Source organism: Winogradskyella poriferorum (assembly GCF_036553625.1).
Taxonomy (GTDB): domain Bacteria; phylum Bacteroidota; class Bacteroidia; order Flavobacteriales; family Flavobacteriaceae; genus Winogradskyella; species Winogradskyella poriferorum.
Genome location: NZ_JAZHOU010000001.1, coordinates 61134 through 83207 on the forward strand (window position 1 = coordinate 61134; position 22074 = coordinate 83207).

Annotated in this window: 20 protein-coding genes and 1 pseudogene; 11 read left to right on the plus strand and 10 right to left on the minus strand. The window is 33.7% G+C overall.

Going from position 1 to position 22074, the window contains the following annotated elements:
* Positions 1 to 61 precede the first annotated feature (61 nt).
* From V1468_RS00335 to V1468_RS00345, 3 genes are all read right to left on the minus strand, one after another.
* A complete protein-coding gene (locus tag V1468_RS00335) occupies positions 62 to 1228 on the minus strand; it encodes a formimidoylglutamase (protein ID WP_331808273.1) in 1167 nt (388 codons plus the stop codon).
* Positions 1229 to 1234: 6 nt separating this feature from the next.
* Positions 1235 to 3742: a type I DNA topoisomerase gene (gene topA / locus V1468_RS00340; RefSeq protein ID WP_331808274.1), complete on the minus strand. Its 2508-nt coding sequence runs from the start codon at positions 3740 to 3742 to the stop codon at positions 1235 to 1237.
* A gap of 156 nt (positions 3743 to 3898) precedes the next feature.
* Positions 3899 to 4339: a hypothetical protein gene (locus V1468_RS00345; protein ID WP_331808275.1), complete on the minus strand. Its 441-nt coding sequence runs from the start codon at positions 4337 to 4339 to the stop codon at positions 3899 to 3901.
* A 205-nt stretch (positions 4340 to 4544) separates the two neighbouring features.
* Between V1468_RS00345 and miaB the strand changes: the two genes are divergently transcribed.
* The 9 genes from miaB to V1468_RS00390 all read left to right on the plus strand — a co-directional run bounded on the left by miaB (position 4545) and on the right by V1468_RS00390 (position 13321).
* The gene (miaB, locus tag V1468_RS00350; RefSeq protein WP_331808276.1) at positions 4545 to 5993 is read left to right on the plus strand and encodes a tRNA (N6-isopentenyl adenosine(37)-C2)-methylthiotransferase MiaB; all 1449 of its coding nucleotides are present in this window, start codon (positions 4545 to 4547) and stop codon (positions 5991 to 5993) included.
* A 12-nt stretch (positions 5994 to 6005) separates the two neighbouring features.
* Positions 6006 to 6941 (plus strand): hypothetical protein, encoded by a 936-nt coding sequence (locus tag V1468_RS00355; protein WP_331808277.1) that lies wholly within the window; start codon positions 6006 to 6008, stop codon positions 6939 to 6941.
* A 2-nt stretch (positions 6942 to 6943) separates the two neighbouring features.
* Complete coding sequence (locus V1468_RS00360) at positions 6944 to 8209, plus strand: sigma-54 interaction domain-containing protein (protein WP_331808278.1); 1266 nt, start codon at positions 6944 to 6946, stop codon at positions 8207 to 8209.
* Between the two features lie 64 nt (positions 8210 to 8273).
* Positions 8274 to 8777, plus strand: coding sequence for an LptE family protein (locus tag V1468_RS00365; protein WP_331808279.1), 504 nt, complete (start codon positions 8274 to 8276; stop codon positions 8775 to 8777).
* 3 nt (positions 8778 to 8780) lie between these two features.
* Positions 8781 to 9707 (plus strand): hypothetical protein, encoded by a 927-nt coding sequence (locus V1468_RS00370; protein ID WP_331808280.1) that lies wholly within the window; start codon positions 8781 to 8783, stop codon positions 9705 to 9707.
* 1 nt (position 9708) lies between these two features.
* The gene (gene secG, locus V1468_RS00375; protein ID WP_331808281.1) at positions 9709 to 10050 is read left to right on the plus strand and encodes a preprotein translocase subunit SecG; all 342 of its coding nucleotides are present in this window, start codon (positions 9709 to 9711) and stop codon (positions 10048 to 10050) included.
* Positions 10051 to 10222: 172 nt separating this feature from the next.
* Positions 10223 to 10498, plus strand: coding sequence for a co-chaperone GroES (locus V1468_RS00380; protein WP_243472811.1), 276 nt, complete (start codon positions 10223 to 10225; stop codon positions 10496 to 10498).
* 101 nt (positions 10499 to 10599) lie between these two features.
* Positions 10600 to 12231, plus strand: a complete 1632-nt coding sequence (gene groL, locus V1468_RS00385; protein ID WP_331808282.1) for a chaperonin GroEL — start codon at positions 10600 to 10602, stop codon at positions 12229 to 12231.
* A gap of 442 nt (positions 12232 to 12673) precedes the next feature.
* Entirely contained in the window at positions 12674 to 13321 is a 648-nt protein-coding gene (locus tag V1468_RS00390; protein WP_331808283.1) for a DUF6090 family protein, read from the plus strand.
* 22 nt (positions 13322 to 13343) lie between these two features.
* Here V1468_RS00390 and V1468_RS00395 read toward each other — a convergent pair whose 3' ends face one another.
* From V1468_RS00395 to xrtF, 6 genes and pseudogenes are all read right to left on the minus strand, one after another.
* Positions 13344 to 13721: a heavy-metal-associated domain-containing protein gene (locus V1468_RS00395; RefSeq protein ID WP_331808284.1), complete on the minus strand. Its 378-nt coding sequence runs from the start codon at positions 13719 to 13721 to the stop codon at positions 13344 to 13346.
* Between the two features lie 90 nt (positions 13722 to 13811).
* A complete protein-coding gene (locus V1468_RS00400; protein ID WP_331808285.1) occupies positions 13812 to 16046 on the minus strand; it encodes a TonB-dependent receptor in 2235 nt (744 codons plus the stop codon).
* Positions 16043 to 16774 carry a heavy metal translocating P-type ATPase gene (locus tag V1468_RS00405; RefSeq protein WP_331808286.1) on the minus strand — a complete coding sequence of 244 codons (732 nt, stop codon included), beginning with the start codon at positions 16772 to 16774 and terminating at the stop codon, positions 16043 to 16045. Before V1468_RS00405 ends, V1468_RS00400 begins: the two co-directional genes overlap by 4 nt.
* Before the next feature lie 72 nt (positions 16775 to 16846).
* Positions 16847 to 17260 (minus strand): annotated as a pseudogene (locus tag V1468_RS00410) (HYC_CC_PP family protein).
* A gap of 49 nt (positions 17261 to 17309) precedes the next feature.
* Entirely contained in the window at positions 17310 to 17738 is a 429-nt protein-coding gene (locus V1468_RS00415) for an exosortase F system-associated membrane protein (protein ID WP_331808288.1), read from the minus strand.
* Positions 17731 to 18291, minus strand: a complete 561-nt coding sequence (xrtF, locus tag V1468_RS00420; protein WP_331808289.1) for an exosortase family protein XrtF — start codon at positions 18289 to 18291, stop codon at positions 17731 to 17733. Before xrtF ends, V1468_RS00415 begins: the two co-directional genes overlap by 8 nt.
* Positions 18292 to 18374: 83 nt before the next feature.
* Between xrtF and V1468_RS00425 the strand changes: the two genes are divergently transcribed.
* Entirely contained in the window at positions 18375 to 18830 is a 456-nt protein-coding gene (locus V1468_RS00425; protein ID WP_331808290.1) for a GAF domain-containing protein, read from the plus strand.
* 239 nt (positions 18831 to 19069) lie between these two features.
* On the opposite strand, the gene V1468_RS00430 is transcribed toward V1468_RS00425, so the two are convergent.
* Complete coding sequence (locus V1468_RS00430; RefSeq protein WP_331808291.1) at positions 19070 to 20323, minus strand: ABC transporter permease; 1254 nt, start codon at positions 20321 to 20323, stop codon at positions 19070 to 19072.
* Positions 20324 to 20466: 143 nt separating this feature from the next.
* Here V1468_RS00430 and purH point away from each other — a divergent pair, with 143 nt between their 5' ends.
* Entirely contained in the window at positions 20467 to 21996 is a 1530-nt protein-coding gene (gene purH, locus V1468_RS00435; protein ID WP_331808292.1) for a bifunctional phosphoribosylaminoimidazolecarboxamide formyltransferase/IMP cyclohydrolase, read from the plus strand.
* The last annotated feature ends 78 nt before the right edge of the window (positions 21997 to 22074 follow it).

Here is a 22074-nt window from a genome sequence, read left to right on the forward strand (position 1 = left end):
ATCCTTAAAAATTGCATTTCGTCGATAGTTTAAATGTTAAATTATCGACTAAGTGTACTTTTTAAAAGCTGTTCTTCCTAAAGGCTTTATACCAACGTTCGGGTATTTCGCCCTGAGTAGCAAGTACATAATCGGCATGCATGCATGGTAATAACGTATGCTTTTTTAATTTATTATTAACATCTGGCAAAAAAGGTATTTCTATCCACCAGCGTCCAGTTTTTAAACTTTTATAAAAAATGAGCTCGTCATCTTCAACCAAAACATTGTACTTCTGAAACTCATTTTCGTTATTAAAATTATCGTCCTTAACTCTGCAATTAACACCTTCTATAAAATACCATATCATTTGCGCAATGAGCATAGAGGAAGCAGAATCATTTTTTGAATTGTAATACTCATAGATTCCAAATGAAGATACCTTGTTACTTATACCTGCATAACGTGTAATGGCACAAATCTCTTTTCCTGAAAATCCGTTTGGTGAATACTTTAAATTATCACTTACTTCCGCAGCTCGTATGGACTTTAAATCTATAGAGACTATATGTGCATCTCTCATTAAAGGTTCTACTTTATGAATATCTGCAGATATCTCACCTAAACGATACGACTCAAAATAGAGCTTTTCCATAAGATCTATCTCTTCTTGAGAATTAAAATACGTTTGATATCCAATAGTAGAATAATTAAAAAGATTGTATGGCTCTTCTACAATGATCTTACCAACATAACTATTATTCTTGATTGGTAGATTAGCGTCTCCTAAATCGAAATTAGTATCTACATTAACGATATTTACCATTGGCATCAAATTATCATATGCACGGTAATTAGAATAGGTTAAGTCTTGACTACCTCCTATAATAATAGGTATAATATTCTTTTCAACTAGAACTGAAATTGCTGTACGAATTGCGTAATACGTATCTTCAACAGATTCGCCAGGAAGTATATCTCCTAAATCTGCAATAGTCGTGCTCCAATTTCCCGGAAATAAAGTGTAGAGTGTTTTTCTTATAGAATCGAAATTAATATCAACTCCTATATAGTTCACATCGTTGCGATTCTCTACGACACCAATAATAGCTAGGTGAACTCCTTCTAAATCTGGAATTCCGTTTTGCTTTGAATGAATCTTGATTTTTTTTCCGAGCGCTTGCTGCGCTAATAGTTCTGAGTGAGCTAAAACCGCATCTGAAACAGGCGTTAGAAAATTAAAATTCATAAAGTATTACTTCTTTTTGGTGGTCGTTTTCTTCTTTGTAGTTTTTCTTGTTTTCTTTTTTGGGGCATTTTTCTCTAGAATAGCTTTAGCTTCTTCCAAGGTCATATCAGAAACATCTACAGTCTTAGCCAACTCAACTTTCTGCTTACCTTTTATAACGTTGTGTCTTCCCCAACGCGCTTTTTCTACCCTAATACCTTCATCTTCCCAAACATGAATAAGCTTATCCTTTTCTTTTTGGATTTTCTCTTCGATCAAAGTTACGATGTCTTCTTCAGATAAATTGTCCCAATCGTATTTTTTATTCACATTTATAAACATATTGTTCCATTTAATAAATGGTCCAAAACGTCCTTTTCCTTTAGTGACTTCTAAATCTTGGTAAATATATATTGGAGCGTCAGCTTTTTCCTTCTCCTTAATATATACAATAGCTTCATCTAACTCTACACTAAGCGGATCTACTCCTTTTGGTAAGGAGACAAACTTTTTACCATATCTTACATAAGGTCCAAAACGTCCATTGTTAACTTCTACCTCATCATCCTTGTAGTGACCTAAAGCTTTCGGAAGCTTAAACAAATCCATAGCCTCCTCATAGGTAATAGTATTAAGTTGCTGATCTGGAGACAAACTAGCAAACTGTGGTTTTTCTTCCTCGTCTACTGTACCAATCTGCACCATTGGACCAAACTTACCCAAACGCACACTTACCTGGCGACCCGTTTTTGGGTCTGTACCAAGAATACGCTCTCCGGTTTCGCGCTCAGCATTTTCCTGAACATCTTCAACCTGAGGATGAAAACCTTTGTAGAAGTCTTTCATCATTGCTTTCCAGTCTTCTTTACCTTCAGCTATATCATCAAAACTCTCTTCTACTCTTGCTGTAAAATTATAGTCTAATATGCTTTCAAAATGATTTACCAAAAAGTCTGTAACGATAAATCCAACATCTGTTGGCACCAATTTACCTTTATTAGAACCTACTTTCTCTGTAAGATTCTTTTCTTTTATATTTTGGTTTGAAAAGACTAATTGCTTGTAAGCTCTTTCATCTCCTTCATGCGTACCTTTTTCTATATAATTTCTATTTTGAATTGTTGAAATTGTTGGCGCATATGTTGATGGTCTACCAATTCCTAATTCTTCTAACTGCTTTACTAAAGACGCTTCTGTAAATCTTGAAGGCGGTCTAGTAAAACGTTGCGTCGCAGTAATGTAGTCATTAGAGAGCTCCTCTCCTACCTTTAGATCTGGTAAAATACCATCTTGCTCTGCATCTTCATCATCAGTTCCTTCTAGATATACTTTTAAGAATCCATCAAAAGTTATGATTTCTCCATTAGCTGTAAATTGCTCACTAACCTTTGCCGAACTGTTAATTTGAATTTTTAGGTTTGTACGCTCTAGTTTGGCCTCACTCATCTGTGATGCAATGGCGCGTTTCCAGATTAAATCGTAAAGTCTTGCCTGGTCGCGTTCTACATTTACTGAATGATTAGCAAAATCTGTTGGTCTTATAGCCTCGTGAGCCTCTTGAGCTCCTTTAGATTTTCCTTTATAATTTCTTGGCTCACTATATTCTGAACCATATGCAGAAATAATTTCTTTTTCTGCTCCTTTTCTTGCCTCATCAGATAGATTAACACTATCTGTTCTCATATAGGTTATAAGACCAGCCTCATACAAGCGTTGCGCATTACTCATTGTTCTACTTACAGAGAATCCTAATTTTCTTGACGCTTCCTGTTGTAATGTGGATGTTGTAAAAGGTGCTGCTGGAGATTTTTTTGCTGGCTTTTTTTGCAAATCAGCCACCTCGTATGTTGCTCCTTTATTATTGTTTAAAAATTCTAAGGCCTCTTCTTCTGACCCAAAGTTCTTTGGTAATTTAGCTTTAAATGATTTACCGTCCTCTGATGTAAATTCTGCATCTACTCTATAAGATGCTTCTGGTGTAAAATTTTGAATATCACGTTCACGTTCTACAATTAATCTTACAGATACAGATTGCACTCTACCAGCCGACAATCCTCCTTTAACTTTTCTCCATAAAACCGGAGACAACTCATAACCAACAATTCGATCTAAAACACGTCTTGCTTGCTGAGCATCTACCAAGTTATAATCTATGCCACGAGGATTCTCAATAGCTTTCTTTATCGCGCTTTTTGTAATTTCATGAAATACAATACGCTTCGTCTTTTCTTTATCTAAATCTAATGCCTCTGCCAAATGCCATGCTATAGCTTCTCCCTCACGATCCTCATCACTTGCCAGCCAAACCATTTCGGCTTTCTTCGCTAATTCCTTTAATTTTTTTACGACATCTCGCTTATCTTTAGACACCTTATACTTAGGCTCAAAATCTCCTTCGACATCCACACCTAATTCCTTGGAAGGCAAGTCTGAAATATGTCCAAAACTAGACTCAACTTTATAATCTTTTCCTAAAAATTTTTCAATGGTTTTAGCCTTTGCAGGTGACTCAACAATAACTAGATTCTTCGGCATTCTTTCTTTTTTTGAGGTTACAAATGTATGCGAAAATAAATTTACAATCCTAATTTGGTTTTAAATAGCCATTACTTTACTATGGTATTTTCAGATTTCAAACTAAAAAAAGCCCTGTAAAAACAAGACTTTAATTTATTTAATTTAACGCTTTCTTTAATAGGTATATGTAATAGGGTTTGGATAATCATCCACGTTTATTATAATTTCATTTTCACCTTCTACTTGCAAGGGTGTAAGATCAAACGAACGTGCTCTGTCTACAACCGTTAAACAATCTTCTGTATTTATTAAAAAGAACTTTACAAATCGTTCTGGTGGGTTAGACTCTGAAACAACGTCAGAATCTATTAACTGCATATCCCAAGTATTACCATCGCAGCCAGAAGCAGAAATCTCAATTAACAAACAGTCTTCGGTAATTGAAACACTATTTATAGAGTAAGGGCTTGTTGCAGAATTACCATAAGAAAAACCATCTATCGCTACAAAACTAGCACAGTTGGTTTGTGGTAATGATGTTTCGTCGTCTTCACACTGCATATTTAAAAACAAAGCAACACACACTAAAGCCATTATAATTTTTGAATATTTCATAAGTTTATTTTTTATATAAGATGTAATTAAATGAAATGGTTGCACACCAAAATCTAAAAACTTTGTAAAAATAATAATTTGAAGCAATTATAAATTACTTTTTAAAACTGCCACTTTGTCACAGTCTACAAAATAATACTATCTTTGCATGTTTATTGACTATTTGAAAAAACAATAATTACTCACTTCAGTGAGCTTTGAATAGATGGAGAAAATAATTGACGAAAACAAACAAGGTGAAGCCTTGATTTTAGACCAAAAAGACGGCAACAAAAAAAAGTTGTTTATAGAAAGTTACGGTTGCCAAATGAACTTTAGCGACAGCGAAATTGTAGCGTCTATATTGTCTAATCAAGGATACAACACAACGCAAAACCTGGAAGATGCTGATTTAGTTTTGGTAAATACATGTTCTATTAGAGACAAAGCTGAGCAAACTGTTAGGAAACGTCTTAAATACTACGACAAAATCAAGGATAAAAACCCATCAATGAAAGTTGGTGTTTTAGGCTGTATGGCAGAGAGACTAAAAACTAAGTTTTTAGACGAAGAGAAAATTGTTGACTTAGTTGTTGGTCCAGATGCCTATAAAGATTTACCAAATCTTTTAGCAGATGTTGATGAAGGTAGAGATGCTATTAACGTTATCTTATCTAAAGAAGAGACTTATGGAGACATTTCGCCTGTAAGATTAAACAGTAATGGCGTAAGCGCTTTTGTATCTATAACCAGAGGTTGCGATAACATGTGTACGTTTTGTGTGGTTCCTTTTACCAGAGGACGAGAGCGCAGTAGAGACCCTCAAAGTGTTATAGAAGAAGTAAACGACTTATGGAGCAAAGGTTATAAGGAAGTTACCCTTTTAGGACAAAATGTTGATAGCTACTTATGGTATGGTGGAGGCCTTAAAAAAGATTTTGAAAAAGCTTCTGATCTACAAAAAGCTACCGCTGTAAATTTTGCTAATCTTCTTGAAATGTGTGCCAAAGCACAACCTAAAATGCGTTTTAGATTCTCTACATCTAATCCTCAAGACATGACTTTAGATGTTATTGAGACTATGGCTAAATATGAAAACATCTGTAACTATATACACTTACCTGTACAAAGTGGAAGTAATCGTATTCTTAAAGAAATGAATCGTTTACACACTCGGGAAGAATATTTTGAACTTATTGATAATATCCGTCGTATAATTCCAGATGTAGCCATAAGCCAAGATATGATTGCTGGTTTCCCAACCGAAACAGAAGAAGACCATCAAGACACCTTAACCTTAATGGAATACGTAAAGTACGATTATGGTTTTATGTTCGCCTATTCTGAACGTCCAGGAACACTGGCTGGCAGAAAAATGGAAGACGATGTACCTGCTGATGTAAAACAACGACGTCTTAACGAGATACAAGCTCTACAACGCAGACACAGTTTATACAGAACACAGCAACATGTAGGCAAAGTAGAAGAAATCCTAATAGAAAAATCTTCTAAAAAATCTGACAAGCACTGGTCTGGTAGAAACAGTCAAAATATGGTTGCTGTTTTCCCAAAAGAACATTACAAACCAGGTGACTTTGTTAACGTAAAAATATTAGACTGCACGAGTGCTACACTTATTGGCGAAGCTGTAGGCTATTCAAAAAACAACTCTTAATCAATCTTATTCATGAAAAAAATCTTATTACTTCTTTGCGCATTTACTTTAGTAACCGCTTGTGAAAACGAACCTTTAGACTCTGATTTAACAGGAGGCCCAAGCAATGGAGGTGGCAATAATGGAGGCAGTAACAGTGCAGATCTTACACTATCTATGTATGAGCTAGACACAGACACTTCTATTAATTTCTTTGGTCTTCCTATACGTACAATTACCAATTCTGATCTTAATATTTCAGATAATAAAGTTGTATCAAGCACAACGGTTTTTGAGTTTGAAGGAGCACCAAGCGAAACAGAAAACCAAACCTTTACTCGTAATGCTCAAGGACAAATAACAAGTAATGTATCTGTAAACTCAAATGGTACAACAACCAATGAATATATCATTACATACACCAACGGACAAATATCACAAATCACGTATGACTATTTTGAAGATGACTTTGAAGATTACGTCTACAACTTTACATACGACGGCAACTTAATTACAAGAACTGTTGTAGGTTCAAACATTTCTACAGTATTTACAATAGATGGGTTTGACAGAGTTATAAAAAAGGAATCTTTTGATGGCACTACCTCTATACAAGTAGAAACAATTACCTACAATGGACTTGGTAATATTAACAGTAGTGTAGGAACAGGTGAGTTGGACAGCAATTACACTTATACTTTTGACGACAACACAAACCCATTACAAGTTGTATACAATGACAATTACCTATTAAACTTTTTAAGTGATGATTATTCTGACGAAATAGGACCTTTAATTGCTCAGTTTCACTCTACAAACAATTGGAATGGAGCTACATTTAACGGAGACACTTTCACTTTTGACTTAGCATACAACACAGCCGGAAGAATTACAAGTCGTGATATTGCTTACGATTTCGGAGCTGACTTAATGGTAGAAATTAACGAAAGATTCAATTACGTTAATTAAACATGGAATCAGTACAAGCCATAAAACAACGCTTCGGCATTATTGGTAACGACCCTAAACTCAATCGTGCCATAGAAAAAGCTATTCAGGTTGCTGCGACAGATATCTCTGTATTGGTAACCGGAGAAAGTGGTGTTGGTAAAGAGAGTATTCCAAAAATTATACACCAACTTTCTCACAGAAAGCACGGCAAATACATTGCTGTAAACTGTGGTGCTATACCAGAAGGCACTATAGATAGTGAGCTCTTTGGTCATGAAAAAGGTGCGTTTACAGGTGCTACACAAACACGTTCTGGTTATTTTGAAGTTGCTGATGGTGGAACCATCTTTTTAGATGAAGTTGGTGAATTGCCGTTAACAACACAAGTACGCTTGCTTCGTGTTTTAGAAAATGGAGAGTTTATTAAGGTAGGTTCTAGTAAGGTTCAAAAAACCAACGTAAGAATCGTGGCTGCTACAAACGTTAATATGTTTGAAGCCATTAAGAAAGAAAAGTTTAGAGAAGATCTTTACTATCGTTTGAGTACTATAGAAATCAATCTTCCTGCTTTAAGAGAGCGCAAAGAGGATATTCATTTATTGTTTAGAAAATTTGCAAGCGACTTTGCTCTAAAATATAAAATGCCAACAGTAAAGTTAACCGACGATGCTGTTGCTCTGCTTTTAAAATACCGCTGGAATGGTAACATTCGTCAATTAAGAAATGTTGCTGAGCAAGTTTCGGTTTTAGAGCATAATCGTACTATTAATGCAGTTACACTTCAGAATTATTTACCAAATACAGGTTCAAATTTACCTGCCGTAATAAATAATACTAAATCTGAAAGTGACTTTAGTAGTGAAAGAGAAATACTTTACAAGGTTTTATTCGACATGAAAAGCGATTTAAATGACCTTAAAAAGTTAACCATGGAACTAATGAAGTCTGGAGATGTCTCTGATGTTCAAAAAGATAATGAGCATCTTATTCAGAAAATTTATGGCAACGACAATGATGAGGATTTTGAAAATACAGTTGAAGATTTAGAAGTTCTTTCTATACCTGAGCATTCTGAGGTTAACGAATCTGTATCTACTGATATAGACGACAAATACCACTTTGCAGAAGAAATTGAGGAAGAAGAGACTTTATCGCTTCAAGACAAGGAATTAGAACTTATAAAAAAATCCTTAGAACGCCATAACGGTAAGAGAAAACTTGCAGCCGCAGAATTAGGCATTAGTGAGCGCACCTTATACAGAAAAATAAAGCAGTACGATCTTTAAGAAAAGATTAGGACAACTTAAGCACTATAAATAGTACTTAGACGTTCAGATAAAAAAAAGCTACATGAGATTATTAAAATATATTAGTATATTATGTTTTTCGCTAACAGTTACAGGTTGCGGCATATATTCTTTTACAGGTGCAGACACAGGTGATGCAAAGACATTTCAAGTCAATTTCTTTCAGAATAATGCAGAACTAGTAGAACCTGGTTTAGATATAGATTTTACAAATGCCCTACAAGATTTGGTACAAAACCAAACAAGCTTAAGTTTAGTAACAACAGGAGGTGATTTACTTTTTGAAGGTGAAATTGTTGAATACAGAATTGCTCCAATGACAGCAACATCAGACAACAAAGCAGCACAAAACAGATTAACCATAAGTGTTAATGTTAGATATTTCAACACATTAGATGAGGAAAAAGATTTTGAAAAACGCTTTTCATTCTTCTATGATTTTGATGCTAATGCACAACTTATTGGTGGCACTAAAGATGAAGCTTTTGAGGTTATTTTTGAACGATTAACTCAAGATATATTCAATGCGTCTTTAGCCAATTGGTAATATATGCAATTAAAAGAATTAACATATTTACTTCAGCATCCTGAGGCTGTTACAGCATCTCAAACAGATGCACTATTGGCAAAGATTATTGAGTTTCCTTATTTTCAACCCTTACGTGCTTTATATCTAAAAGGTTTAAAGCAAAAGGAAAGCTACAAGTACAATAATGCTTTAAAAGTAACTGCAGCTCATACCGCAGACCGTAGTGTATTGTTCGATTATATCACATCTGAAGTATTTAACCAGAATGAAATTTCTAATCAAATCAAGCAAAACTCTGAACATATAAAATCATTAGAGGTTAATGAGGCTGATGATATTTCAGTTAATAAAAGTGTTACCATTGACGATGCGTTAAAAGAACATATTAAAGCTACCGAAGGTGTTTTAGACCCAAATTTATTTGAAGTAAAACCTCAACAGAAACAAACCTTAGAAGAAGAAACTCTAAAAATTGAAGATTCTATAATCTCGGTCGATGTTAAAAATATAACGCCAGAAGAAAAGCTCAATATCGGAAAACCTCTAGAGTTTGATAAAAATGAAAGTCATTCTTTTACTGAGTGGTTAAAAATTACAAGTTTTAAACCCATTGAAAGGGAAACAGAAACTAAAACCGAAGAGACTCAAACAGAAGATACAACACAACCATTAGCTAGTAAACTAGATCTTATTGATAAGTTTATAAGCGAAAATCCTAGGATAAAACCAGTTGCCAGTAATATACCAAAACCAAAACTGGTAAACAATGATGACGATGTTTCTGATAGCTTAATGACAGAAACTTTGGCCAGAATTTATTTAGAACAGAAAAACTATGACAAGGCTATTCAATCTTATAAAATTTTAAGTTTGAAATATCCAGAAAAAAGTAGTTTCTTTGCAGACCAAATAAAATTGGTAGAAGAATTAAAAGATAATACTATATAAAATGTTTACAATATTTTTAATCTTAATCGTAGCAGTTGCCTTTCTATTGGTAGTAGTAATTATGGTACAAAACCCTAAAGGAGGAGGTTTATCATCTTCTTTTGGTGGTGGAGGCACACAACAATTAGGTGGTGTAAAAAAGACAGGAGACTTCTTAGATAAGAGTACTTGGTTTTTAGGTACAGCATTAATTGTTTTAATCCTTGCATCAAACTTAACCATAGATTCTGGTAACGATATTGATTCAAAAGCTTTAGATGAAAATGAAGCTATTGAAATACCTGCATCAGCTCCAACAAACACAGATGATGCTGGTACTACTGATGGTACAGATGGGAAATAATAATTCCTAAAACAAACAACTTATTTAGCCAACTTTTAGAGTTGGCTTTTTTTATGTCTAATATTTACGACAGGTATATCTGCAAGTTTGTCAGTCTATTTGTCTTGGCATAATTTTCGAATAACGCTAAAGCGTTAAAACAAATTTTAATTAATCAAAAATATTATAACAAATGGCTTTAAACATTAAACCTTTAGCAGACAGAGTTCTTGTAGAACCTATGGAAGCTGAAACAAAAACAGCTTCTGGTATTATTATTCCAGATAATGCAAAAGAAAAACCGCAAAAGGGAACTGTAGTTGCTGTTGGCAATGGTAAAAAAGACGAACCTTTAACTGTTAAAGTTGGTGACACAGTTTTATACGGAAAGTATGGTGGCACTGAATTAAAGTTAGAAGGTAAAGACTATTTAATGATGCGCGAAAGCGACATATTAGCAATTGTTTAATCTATTCTGTAATTCCGTAAGATTTACGGAATCGCATTCAAACAAAAACTAACATTAATAAGATTCCTGCATTCGTAGGAAAAACAAAAACATAAAACAAAATGGCAAAAGATATAAAATTCGATATTGAAGCACGCGACGGACTAAAACGTGGTGTTGATGCTTTAGCAAACGCAGTAAAAGTAACTTTAGGACCTAAAGGGCGTAACGTAATTATAGGTAAATCATTTGGCGCGCCTCAAGTAACCAAAGATGGTGTTTCTGTAGCAAAAGAGATTGAACTAGAAGACGAGCTTGAAAACATGGGAGCTCAAATGGTAAAAGAAGTTGCTTCTAAAACTAATGATTTAGCAGGTGATGGTACAACAACTGCAACCGTTTTAGCACAAGCAATCGTAAAAGAAGGTTTAAAAAACGTTGCTGCTGGCGCTAACCCAATGGACTTAAAACGTGGTATTGACAAGGCTGTAGAAACAATTACTGCAGACTTAGAAAAGCAAGCAAAAAAAGTAGGTAACTCTTCTGAAAAAATTCAGCAAGTAGCTTCTATTTCTGCTAACAATGACAACACTATTGGCGAGCTTATCGCAGAAGCTTTTGGTAAAGTTGGTAAAGAAGGTGTAATTACTGTTGAAGAAGCAAAAGGAACAGATACTTATGTAGACGTTGTAGAAGGTATGCAATTTGACAGAGGTTATTTATCTCCTTACTTTGTAACTGATGCTGATAAAATGATAGCTGATTTAGAGAATCCATACATTTTATTATTCGATAAGAAGATTTCTAACTTACAGGAAATCCTTCCAATCTTAGAACCAGTTGCACAATCTGGTCGTCCGTTATTAATCATCGCAGAAGATGTAGAGGGACAAGCTTTAGCAACATTAGTAGTCAACAAATTACGTGGCGGTCTTAAGATTGCTGCTGTAAAAGCACCAGGTTTTGGTGACAGACGTAAAGCAATGTTAGAGGATATTGCAATCTTAACTGGTGGTACAGTAATCTCTGAAGAAAGAGGTTTCTCTTTAGAAAACGCTGACCTTTCTATGTTAGGTACTGCTGAGTCTGTAATGATAGACAAAGACAACACAACTATCGTCAATGGTAACGGAAACACTTCAGACATTAAAGCTAGAGTTAACCAAATCAAAGCTCAGATAGAAACAACTACTTCTGACTATGATAAAGAAAAACTTCAAGAGCGTTTAGCAAAATTAGCTGGTGGAGTCGCTGTACTTTATGTAGGTGCTGCTTCTGAAGTTGAAATGAAAGAAAAGAAAGATCGTGTTGATGATGCTTTACATGCTACACGTGCTGCTGTAGAAGAAGGTATTGTTGCTGGTGGTGGAGTTGCTTTGGTAAGAGCTAAAAAGACTTTAGAAAAAATCACTACTGATAACTTGGATGAAACTACAGGTGTACAAATCGTTAATAAAGCGATTGAAGCGCCTTTAAGAACTATTGTTGAGAACGCAGGTGGTGAAGGATCTGTTGTTATCAATAAAGTACTAGAAGGTAAAAAAGACTTTGGTTACGATGCTAAGTCTGAAGAATATGTAGATATGCTTAAAGCTGGTATTATTGATCCTAAGAAAGTAACTCGTATTGCATTAGAGAATGCAGCTTCTGTGGCTGGTATGATCTTAACTACCGAGTGTGCTTTAGTAGACATCAAAGAAGATGCACCTGCAATGCCACCAATGGGTGGAGGCGGAATGCCAGGAATGATGTAGTCCGTAGCACGGACAGGCAAAGATCTCACTCTTGCATAAAATATTAGTGAGTACATATCTTATAAAATTGAAAAGCCTTTGATTTTCATCAAAGGCTTTTTTATTTTATATAACTTTAAAATTTGATGTGTTTTTAAAAAATAAAAACCACCTCTTTAGGAGGTGGAATCTCAATCAGATTTACCAAAAAAATTAGGCTTATTTATAATAAGCCAACCACAAAATTACTTCTTCTTTGGAGAAGCCTGTGGAGTCTTCTTAGGCGCTTGTTTAGACGCAGAAGACTTGCCTTTAGACTGTGTTTGTCCCATAACTTATATGTTTTAAAAGAACAGATTAAAGGTATAGAAAAAGCAAATCGATGATATTTTCGTTGGCAAATATTTAACTAAAATTGAATTAAATATTATTTGTTAGTTTTAAGAGACTAATTCGTACCAAAATGAAAAAGAAACTAACCTATGCTTTTGGAGAAATACTTATTGTTATAGTAGGTATATCCATTGCTTTTAGTTTAAACAAATGCTCCGAAAATCAAAAGAACAAAGCACAGAAAGAGCAATATCTAGCAAGCCTCAAACAAGATATTGAAGAAGACAAGGCCCAACTAGAAAATAACATTAAAGACATTGACAAAAAAGTAAAAATAAGCACAGAGTTACTACCCATACTTAATTCTAAAGATCCTGAAAAGGGCAAAAAACTTCGGCAAGTTTATTTATTAGCTCAACTTACCAACTTTACACCAAAAGACTTTACCTATCAAGCTTTAGTAAATTCTGGTGACCTAAAACTTCTTGATGATTTAGAACTAAAAAAGGCAATAGAAAGACATTACGCCAACTACAAAATGATTAACGACGCTTATAAACGCCAAGAAATCATTAATAAAGATTACTTAGGCAACTACTTTATATACAATACAGATTATGATTTGATGCGTGATGGAAAATCACCTTTTAAGGATGAAAAATTACTTAAAAACATGATGCAGGCTATTCGAGGTTCTTTCATGTTTAAGCAAATAGCTACTGAAAATGGCATCAAAAGCTGTGATAGTATTTTAAAAATATTAAACAAAAAAGCCTGAAATATAATTTCAGGCTTTTTGATTAATTTTTGCTTTCTGCTTTCTTTTCTCCATCATGATCCTTAACGACATCTTGATCACGATATCTACAACAAGGATGAACGGAATCGTAAGCCTCATCTGTTGCTTTTATTTCCTTTGTATCATGACCAACTGCAGCTATATTTTTAGAAATAGTTTCTAGGTTGGTTTTGTTTTCATCATAAATTAATTTCAATTCATGTGTCTCAATACTCCAAACCGCAGACTTTACCCCTTTGGTTTTTATTGCTGCCTTTTCTATGCGCTCTTTACACATACCACAAACTCCATCAACTTCCATAGAAGCTTTTGCATTCTTGTTCTGTGCAAATGTCATTGTGGTTACTATTAATGCTAAAATTAAAGTTAATTGTTTCATTCTGTTATTGTTTTTGTCATTCTGAAATTGTTTCAGAATCTAATTATTTATTCTTTTAATGTGGCTTCCTGCTTTCGCAGGAATGACAGTTTAATTTATTCTAAATCGTAATCCTGCATAGTACATACTTCCAAATATTGGGCCATACACATAATTACTATCAAAATTTGCTCCAAAAGGATCATCTGCACTAATAATAGGATTGGACTGCCTAACATTAGTTACATTTTCTCCACCTAAATATACTTCAAAATTAGGAGAAAACACCTTTGTTACCTGCAGATTTAATGTTCCTACTGTAGGCGAATAATCATCTAATTGATATTCTGAAGGGCTTAAATCTGTACTAGGAAAGCGTTGAGCATCTAACCAGTTGTACGTTGCATCAAACTTCCATTGCTTTGCATTATCCTTTACGTGTGTTTCGTATGAAGCATTTGCAAAAAAACGATGCGTTGGTACTAAAGGCTTTTCTAACTTACCCGAATTGTAATCTGTTTTAACATCGTAGTATTTGTATGCTGTACGAATATCAAAGTGTTCAAAAGGATTATAGTTAAATTCGAACTGAAAGCTATTAGCATAGCTATCTCCTTCAAGATTATAGAAATTAATTTCATAAGGGTTTTCCCAATCTACAACAACTTGATTCTGAAAATCTGTTCTGTAAAAATCAAAGGTTACGTCTGCTTTTCTTCCAAAGAGATTAAATCCTTGTAAGTAACTTACTCCATAATTCCATGCCACTTCAGGATCTAAACCATAAATTTTCCCTCCAGAATTTAAAATATTAATCTGTCTAGAACTAGAAAACATATTTTGGTTTTCGGCAAAAATATTAGCACTACGCTTTCCTCTTCCGACAGAAAAACGCAACGCTGATTTTTCCCATGGTGTGTATCGCACATGCAAACGAGGTGTTACAAAAAAGCCTAGTCTATTGTGCTGATCTACTCTTACACCTGCTGTCATAGATAATTTATCTAAATTATCGTAAGAATACTCGAAGAACCCTCCAACAGAATTCTCTGTACGCTCATAAGTTGAAGCATTTACCAATTCGTCATAATGATCGTAAGTAAAACTTAAACCTGTTTTTACTTTGTGTCTCGAGTCTGAAATTATACTGTTATAGACCACATTTGAATAAAAACTATTATGCTGAATGTCATACAAATTAAGCCCAAAATATGAATCTTGATCGTGATGGCTAAATGCTGTTTGAAAACCAATACTTTGATGAGGAATTTCGGGATTAACGTAACCTAACTTTGTAGTGACCTCAAAACGCTCTGTATTAATCTCACTTCCCCAAAAGTTAGTAGTTCCTTTATCTGTATCTGGATTAAAGTCTAATTGGCCTGCTTGAGTATTGTCATTTAAATATCTTAAGTTAATAAAACTAACAACTCCCTTTTCTGCATTTGTATACTGCCAACGGTTCATTACGTTAATCTGCTCTTTTAGAGGTACATCTAAGAACGTATCGTCATTTTTATCAAACTTTTGATCTCTCATATTGCCATGAACATACAAACCAGTACTCCACTTATCAGATACTTTCTGATTAATGTGTGTATTAAGCTCATATCTACCATTAAGACCAGCAAAAGCATTTACAAACAATCTATCGTCAGTGTTAGGTTTAACTAACTCTGTGTTTATTTGGCCTGCAATGCTCTCAAAACCATTTACTACGCTACCTGCGCCTTTAGTAATCTGAATACTTTCTACCCAAGTACCAGGAATAAAACTCAGTCCATAAGCTTGTGATGCACCGCGAATAGCCGGAATGTTTTCGGCAGCAATTAAGATATATGGGGTTGTAAGTCCTAGCATTTTTATTTGCTTTGTTCCTGAAACAGCATCGGCAAAATTAACGTCGATTGAAGGATTGGTTTCAAAACTCTCAGAGAGGTTACAACAAGCTGCTTTTAGCAATTCATCAGAGCTAACTGTAAAGGTGTTGGTCGCTTGCAAATAAGACTTAACCGTAGCTTGTTTTCTAGAGGTTATTGTTACCGCATCTAACTCTTCTGATGCTTGTAACACATGTTTTATGTACTTATTCTCTGTAACATCTATAGTATCTGTTTTAAAACCTACATAGCTTATTACTAACTTAGTAAAAGAGAATTTATATGGTAATGCAAATGTTCCGTCATCATTTGTAATAGTTCCTACAGAAGAGCCTAACCAATATACATTGGCGCCTGGCAAAGGCATTTGCTTACCTGTGCTTGTTTCTAAAACAACACCTTCTAGTTGTTCTTGTGAAAAACTTATAAAAGGAAGAATAAAAATTATAACTATTAACTTTTTCATACATCTAAAGTTTTAATAATCATAAAAATGGCCATAACTATCATTATCGCATTTTCAATAAAGGTTGCTTTGGTCATTGGTAATTTAAGAGCTGTTCCTAAACAAGCACATTGAATGGATTTTTTATCCAACAATGTTTTGGTAACGCCAAAAGTTGTAATACCTAAAATTACCAAAGTAACTATCAAAGCAATATTAGTTTGAAATCGCATAAGAAACATTAAGCCTAGTACAACTTCAATAAATGGGTATATCCAACCATATGCAGGAACGGCCTTTGCCAATGGATCGTACATACCAAAACTTTGTGGAAACCCTTTAAGATCTAGCAACTTAAAAAAGCTAAAAACAATATAAAATAGACCCATAAAATCTAGCATGAAACCATTAATATTCCATGGTTTTATGTTCAAAAGAGTTGAGGCTATTAATATATAACCAAGAATTAAAAATAATGGAAACAGCTGTTTCAGTTCACTTTTTTCCTCTTTAACAGTTTGAGTTGAACTAAAAACATTTTTAGTGTCTTTTTCTGAAATCGTGTATTTATCAGATAAAGCATTTTGAAGTGCATCTACTCCAACATGTTTGTGCATTTTTATGGTTGCAGTGCCGCTATTGAGATCTACCTCAACATTCTCTACGTCTGACAATGCAGATAAAGCCTTTTCTACAGAAGCTTTGCAACCGTTACAGGTCATTCCTGTAACATCGTATGTGTGTGTCATGATTTATTTAATTTAAAATTATCTTTAATTAGTATTCTTAGTGAATACAAAATCTTGAAAATTTTAAATCATCTAAATAAGGTAAGTCTCGTCCAAAACGTGTATGTCTTTCACTATTTCGGGAGGTGAATAATCTCTGTTTGGTATTGCTTTTTTGGGTAAACTTTCAAACAGGTAGATATAACTAAAGCTATAAGCAATAAGTATTTACTTATGTATACTTGCTAAATCATCTATTGAGGTAATCTTTAATGCATCTTGCCCTTTGATGATTTCTGTTTCATCTTTACAACAAGACTTTTTGACCATTTCCGATTGATCTATGTCTACCACCTCCATACCACACTTTTTTGCTTTGGTAAAAATAGCAACGTCAACTAAGGTATCTCCACAGAAATGTTTTTCTACAGTTAAAGAAAACGTAGAAAATAGCACTAAAAAAGATAATGCTGCCGCAACAGTTCTATTTAGAAATGAAAGTTTCACATTGCAGAGTTACAAAAATAACACAAACAGAAATGCTTTTATAAAATCATTAACGATTAAGCTTGTAATAGTAAAATGCTGGCAATAGTAGTATTAAACCTATTGGTTGAATTAAAAATCGTCTGATATTGAAGAATAAATAGTAATCTTCTTGCCTTGGACTGACAACAAAGTATAGAAAAGGAATTAGTAATAACACATAGGCAATCACATACAATAAAACTGAAAATTTTATCATTACTTTATCATTAAAAATAAGGTATAAAATTCCTAATGATGCTAATGTATTTAGCAAATATCGCAGACTTGTGTAGAATACTAATTTGGCTACTTCGCGTCTTGGGTTATCCATATAGAGGTAGTCATTTTCAAAAAACCTGAGATATGGATCGTAAAACAAATAATCTTCATAACCTCTGATTGCAACCAACACCAGTAACAACAAACCAGCTAATATGTAGCGCGTTAGTTTAGGCATTTGCTTTTACATTTTTAGAAAATCTATTGACCCAAAACATCCAAAGTAAAAATACTGTGCCGTAGATTAACATAGGAAAAACAACACTATGTAATACCTCTTTTCTCCATGGATAATGATACAGTCCTACAGACAAAATAACAATACGAATAAGATTAAAGGCATAGATAATAATACTACCAGCAAAACAATAAAATAATGTCGTTTTAAACTTACCAGCAAATGCCAAAATAAACGACAAGAATAAAATAATAATACTTACAGCATTACAACCCTCTATAACTCTGGCTACAAATTTTCCGTTAATGATTACTTTCATAGAAGGTTCATTGGGATGCGGCAAAACTTGAGCATCATAACCTATACTATTGATTAAAGAGTTGGTCTGTTTAGCAACCAAATTGGTCATGTAATCTGGATAGTATTTAGAACCATCTGATAATTTTAAATACATAGTATAACCAACAGTTAGCACTCCATACACCAATAAAAAGGTGAAAATGAATCTTATAACGAGTTTATATTTTGTTAAGAGTTCTCTCAAATAAAACATTATTAGTTGCAGGCTGTTAAATTTATGAAAACCCTAATTCAAAAGTTCATGCTTTTAGATATTTTTGCCAAAAACTTGCAATTATGACTTTTGAAACTCTAAAACCTGAAATAAAATCAATAGTATCAAACACGAACTTTACTATAGACGAGCGTCTTTTTAAAATTTGTGAGCTTCTTGAAGCTAATATAGACTATTACAATTGGGTTGGTTTCTATTTTAAGAATGGAGATAAAAACGAGTTGAAACTTGGACCGTATGTTGGTGAACCAACAGACCATACCATCATTCCATTCGGAAAAGGGATTTGCGGACAAGTTGCTGTAAGTAACAAAAACTTTGTAGTTCCAGATGTGTCTGCTCAAGATAATTACATAGCATGTAGTATTACAGTAAAAGCTGAAATTGTAATTCCAATTTTTGTAAATGGTGAAAACATTGGACAGATAGATATAGATTCTAATACTCCAGATCCATTTACAGAAGCTGATGAACGCTTCTTAGAGTTTGTTTGTGCAGAAGTAGCTAAAATTATTTAGTAAAGTAATTGATGATTTGAACCAAGATTTTGGTAAGTACATATACCATCAGAAATATAACAGTTAAATAAATTATTAGTTCTAACCAAAAAACAAAGTTGGTAAAATCCCAAGCCCAGTTTACAGTTTTATTTATACCTACTATTCCTTCAGAAAAGTAGAAACAGCTAAATAGTACCAGAATTAAAGTTATAATTACAAAAAAATAGTATTTCCAAAACTGTTGCTTCATAAAGATCTTACATTCCAGTTCTAATAGCTTCAACAGGATCTAAACGAGATGCTGAAAACGCAGGTATTACCCCAGAAATTAAACCAATAAGTGTAGAAAGTGCAAAACCTAAGAACATGTTTCCGAAAGAAAGCACAAACTCAAAACTATCTCCTACTACACCATTCATTATTAAAGCTGTTATATAAACAAGCAGTAGACCTATTAAACCTCCAACAACCGCTAAAATTACAGCTTCAAACAAAAATTGAAATAGAATAAAACGATTTTTGGCTCCTAAAGATTTCTGAATTCCAATAAGGTTAGTACGTTCTTTTACACTCACAAACATAATATTGGCAATACCAAAGCCTCCCACTAATAGTGAAAATCCACTAATAACCCAACCAACAACATTAAGTGTACCTATGATTGCATCGACAAAAGACACCAATCCAGATAATTTATTTATAAAAAAATCATCATCCTCATCAGCTTTAAGCCCTCTGTAGGTTCTGAACTTTTGTTTTAAAACACTCTCAAAAGCACCAATATCTACATCTTCTTTTGGCTTTATTACCACAGCACCTGGCAAGCCATCTACTCCACCATTTCTAAATTGTCTAACGAAATTTGCTGGTACAAACCCCTTAACATCTGGTGAATCACCCAATCCAGAGCCATATTTTTTAAGTACACCTATGACTGTGAGTTTTCTTCCATAGACCCTAACTACTTTACCTATTGGATTAGTTTGATCAAATAAACTTTCAGCCAACTCAGAACCCAAAACAATAACTGACGAACCTGTATCTGACTCGAGCTCAGAATAAAACCTGCCTTTTTCAATTTTTAAATCATCTATAGTGTAGATGCCATGCGAAATAGGTGTAATTTCAATGTTAGTTAATGTTTCTGCTTGATAACGTATAGTTTCTCTTCCTCCAAAAATCACATAAGCAGACTCTTCAATATCTGGTACATTACGTCTTATAAATTCGTAATCGTCATAGTCTACCTGAGGATAATTATCGCGTTTCCATCTCGGAACATCTGTTGGCCCGAATGAAAACTTAGTAAGGTACATTGTGTTTTTGTCTAATCCTGATAGGTTTTCTTTAATATTCCTATCTAAAGAATCTACAGCCGCCAAAACTGCAATAATTGAAAAGATACCAACCGTAACCCCTAAAAGTGATAAAAAAGTACGTAACTTATTATTCCTAAGGGCATTTAGCGCAAACGAAAAGCTCTCTTTGAATACTCTTAAATAGACAAGCATGTGTTGGTTGTTTTAAAACAATTTAAAGATAGGACGTTTTCAACAATTTATTGTTACAAAAAACTTAAAGAAACTAATATAAGCCCTAAGATTATACTATTGTTTATTTTATTTTTGCAGCATCAAAATCACAACACAACATTATGAGCAACAAAACCATATCCTCAGCGCTAATTTCGGTATTTAGTAAAGACGGATTAGAACCAATCGTAAAAAAATTAAACGACCTTAACGTTACCATTTATTCAACAGGTGGAACAGAAAAATTCATTAAAGATTTAGGCATTAATGTCGTACCTGTAGAAGACGTTACATCTTACCCATCAATCTTAGGTGGAAGAGTTAAAACTTTGCATCCAAAAGTTTTTGGAGGCATTTTAAATCGTCAAAATCATGAAGGTGATGTAGCTGAACTTGCTGAGTTTGAAATTCCGCAAATAGATTTGGTTATCGTTGACTTATATCCTTTTGAGAAAACGGTAGCATCTGGAGCTAGCAATCAAGATATTATAGAAAAAATTGATATTGGAGGTATTTCACTTATTAGAGCTGCTGCTAAAAACTATGCAGATGTTACCTGTGTATCTTCTGTAGATGATTATGCTGAATTTTTAGAATTACTTGAATCTAAAAATGGAGAAACTTCTGAAGAAGACCGTAAGCGTTTTGCTGCAAAGGCTTTTAATGTTTCTTCTCACTACGATTCTGCTATTTTTAACTATTTTAATAAAGATGAAGAAGAAACCGTTTTAAAGATTAGTGAAACAAAAGGAAAAGTATTACGCTATGGCGAAAACCCTCACCAAAAAGGATTTTTCTTTGGTGATTTTGATGCCATGTTCACAAAACTTCATGGTAAAGAATTGAGCTACAACAACCTTTTAGACGTTGATGCTGCTGTAAATCTTATTTTAGAATTTAAAGGTGAAGACCCAACTTTTGCTATTTTAAAGCATAATAATGCTTGTGGTTTTGCTCAAAGAGATACTATTCACCAAGCGTATGTAGATGCATTAGCTGGAGATCCTGTTTCTGCTTTTGGTGGTATTTTAATCTCAAATACAGAGATTGATAAAGCAACTGCAGAAGAAATTCACAAGTTATTCTGTGAGGTTGTTATTGCACCTTCATTTAGTGATGATGCTTTAGAAATTTTAAAAGGAAAGAAAAACAGAATTCTTTTAATCTTAAATGATGTTGAACTATCTGAAAAAACAGTTAGAACTTGTTTAAATGGTGTTTTAGTTCAAGATAAAGACAACAAAACTGATGGTTTAGAAGACTTAAAAACAGCTACAACAAAAGCACCTACTGATGCTGAAAAAGAAGATTTAATTTTTGCTTCAAAACTTTGTAAGCATACCAAATCTAACACGATAGTTCTTGCAAAAAACAAACAACTTTTAGCAAGCGGAACAGGACAAACAAGTCGTGTAGATGCACTAAACCAAGCTATTCACAAAGCAAAATCTTTCAATTTTGATTTAGAAGGAGCTGTTATGGCAAGTGATGCGTTTTTCCCGTTCCCAGATTGTGTAGAGATTGCAGATGATGCAGGTATTACAGCTGTGATTCAACCTGGTGGCTCTATAAAAGACGAATTAAGCATCAATTATTGTAACGAAAATAATGTTGCTATGGTCTTTACAGGAACACGTCATTTTAAGCACTAAAAAATATATTGAGTTAAGACATCTATAAGGGCAGAAATAACGTATAATTTATTACATTTACGCTTAGTCATAAACATA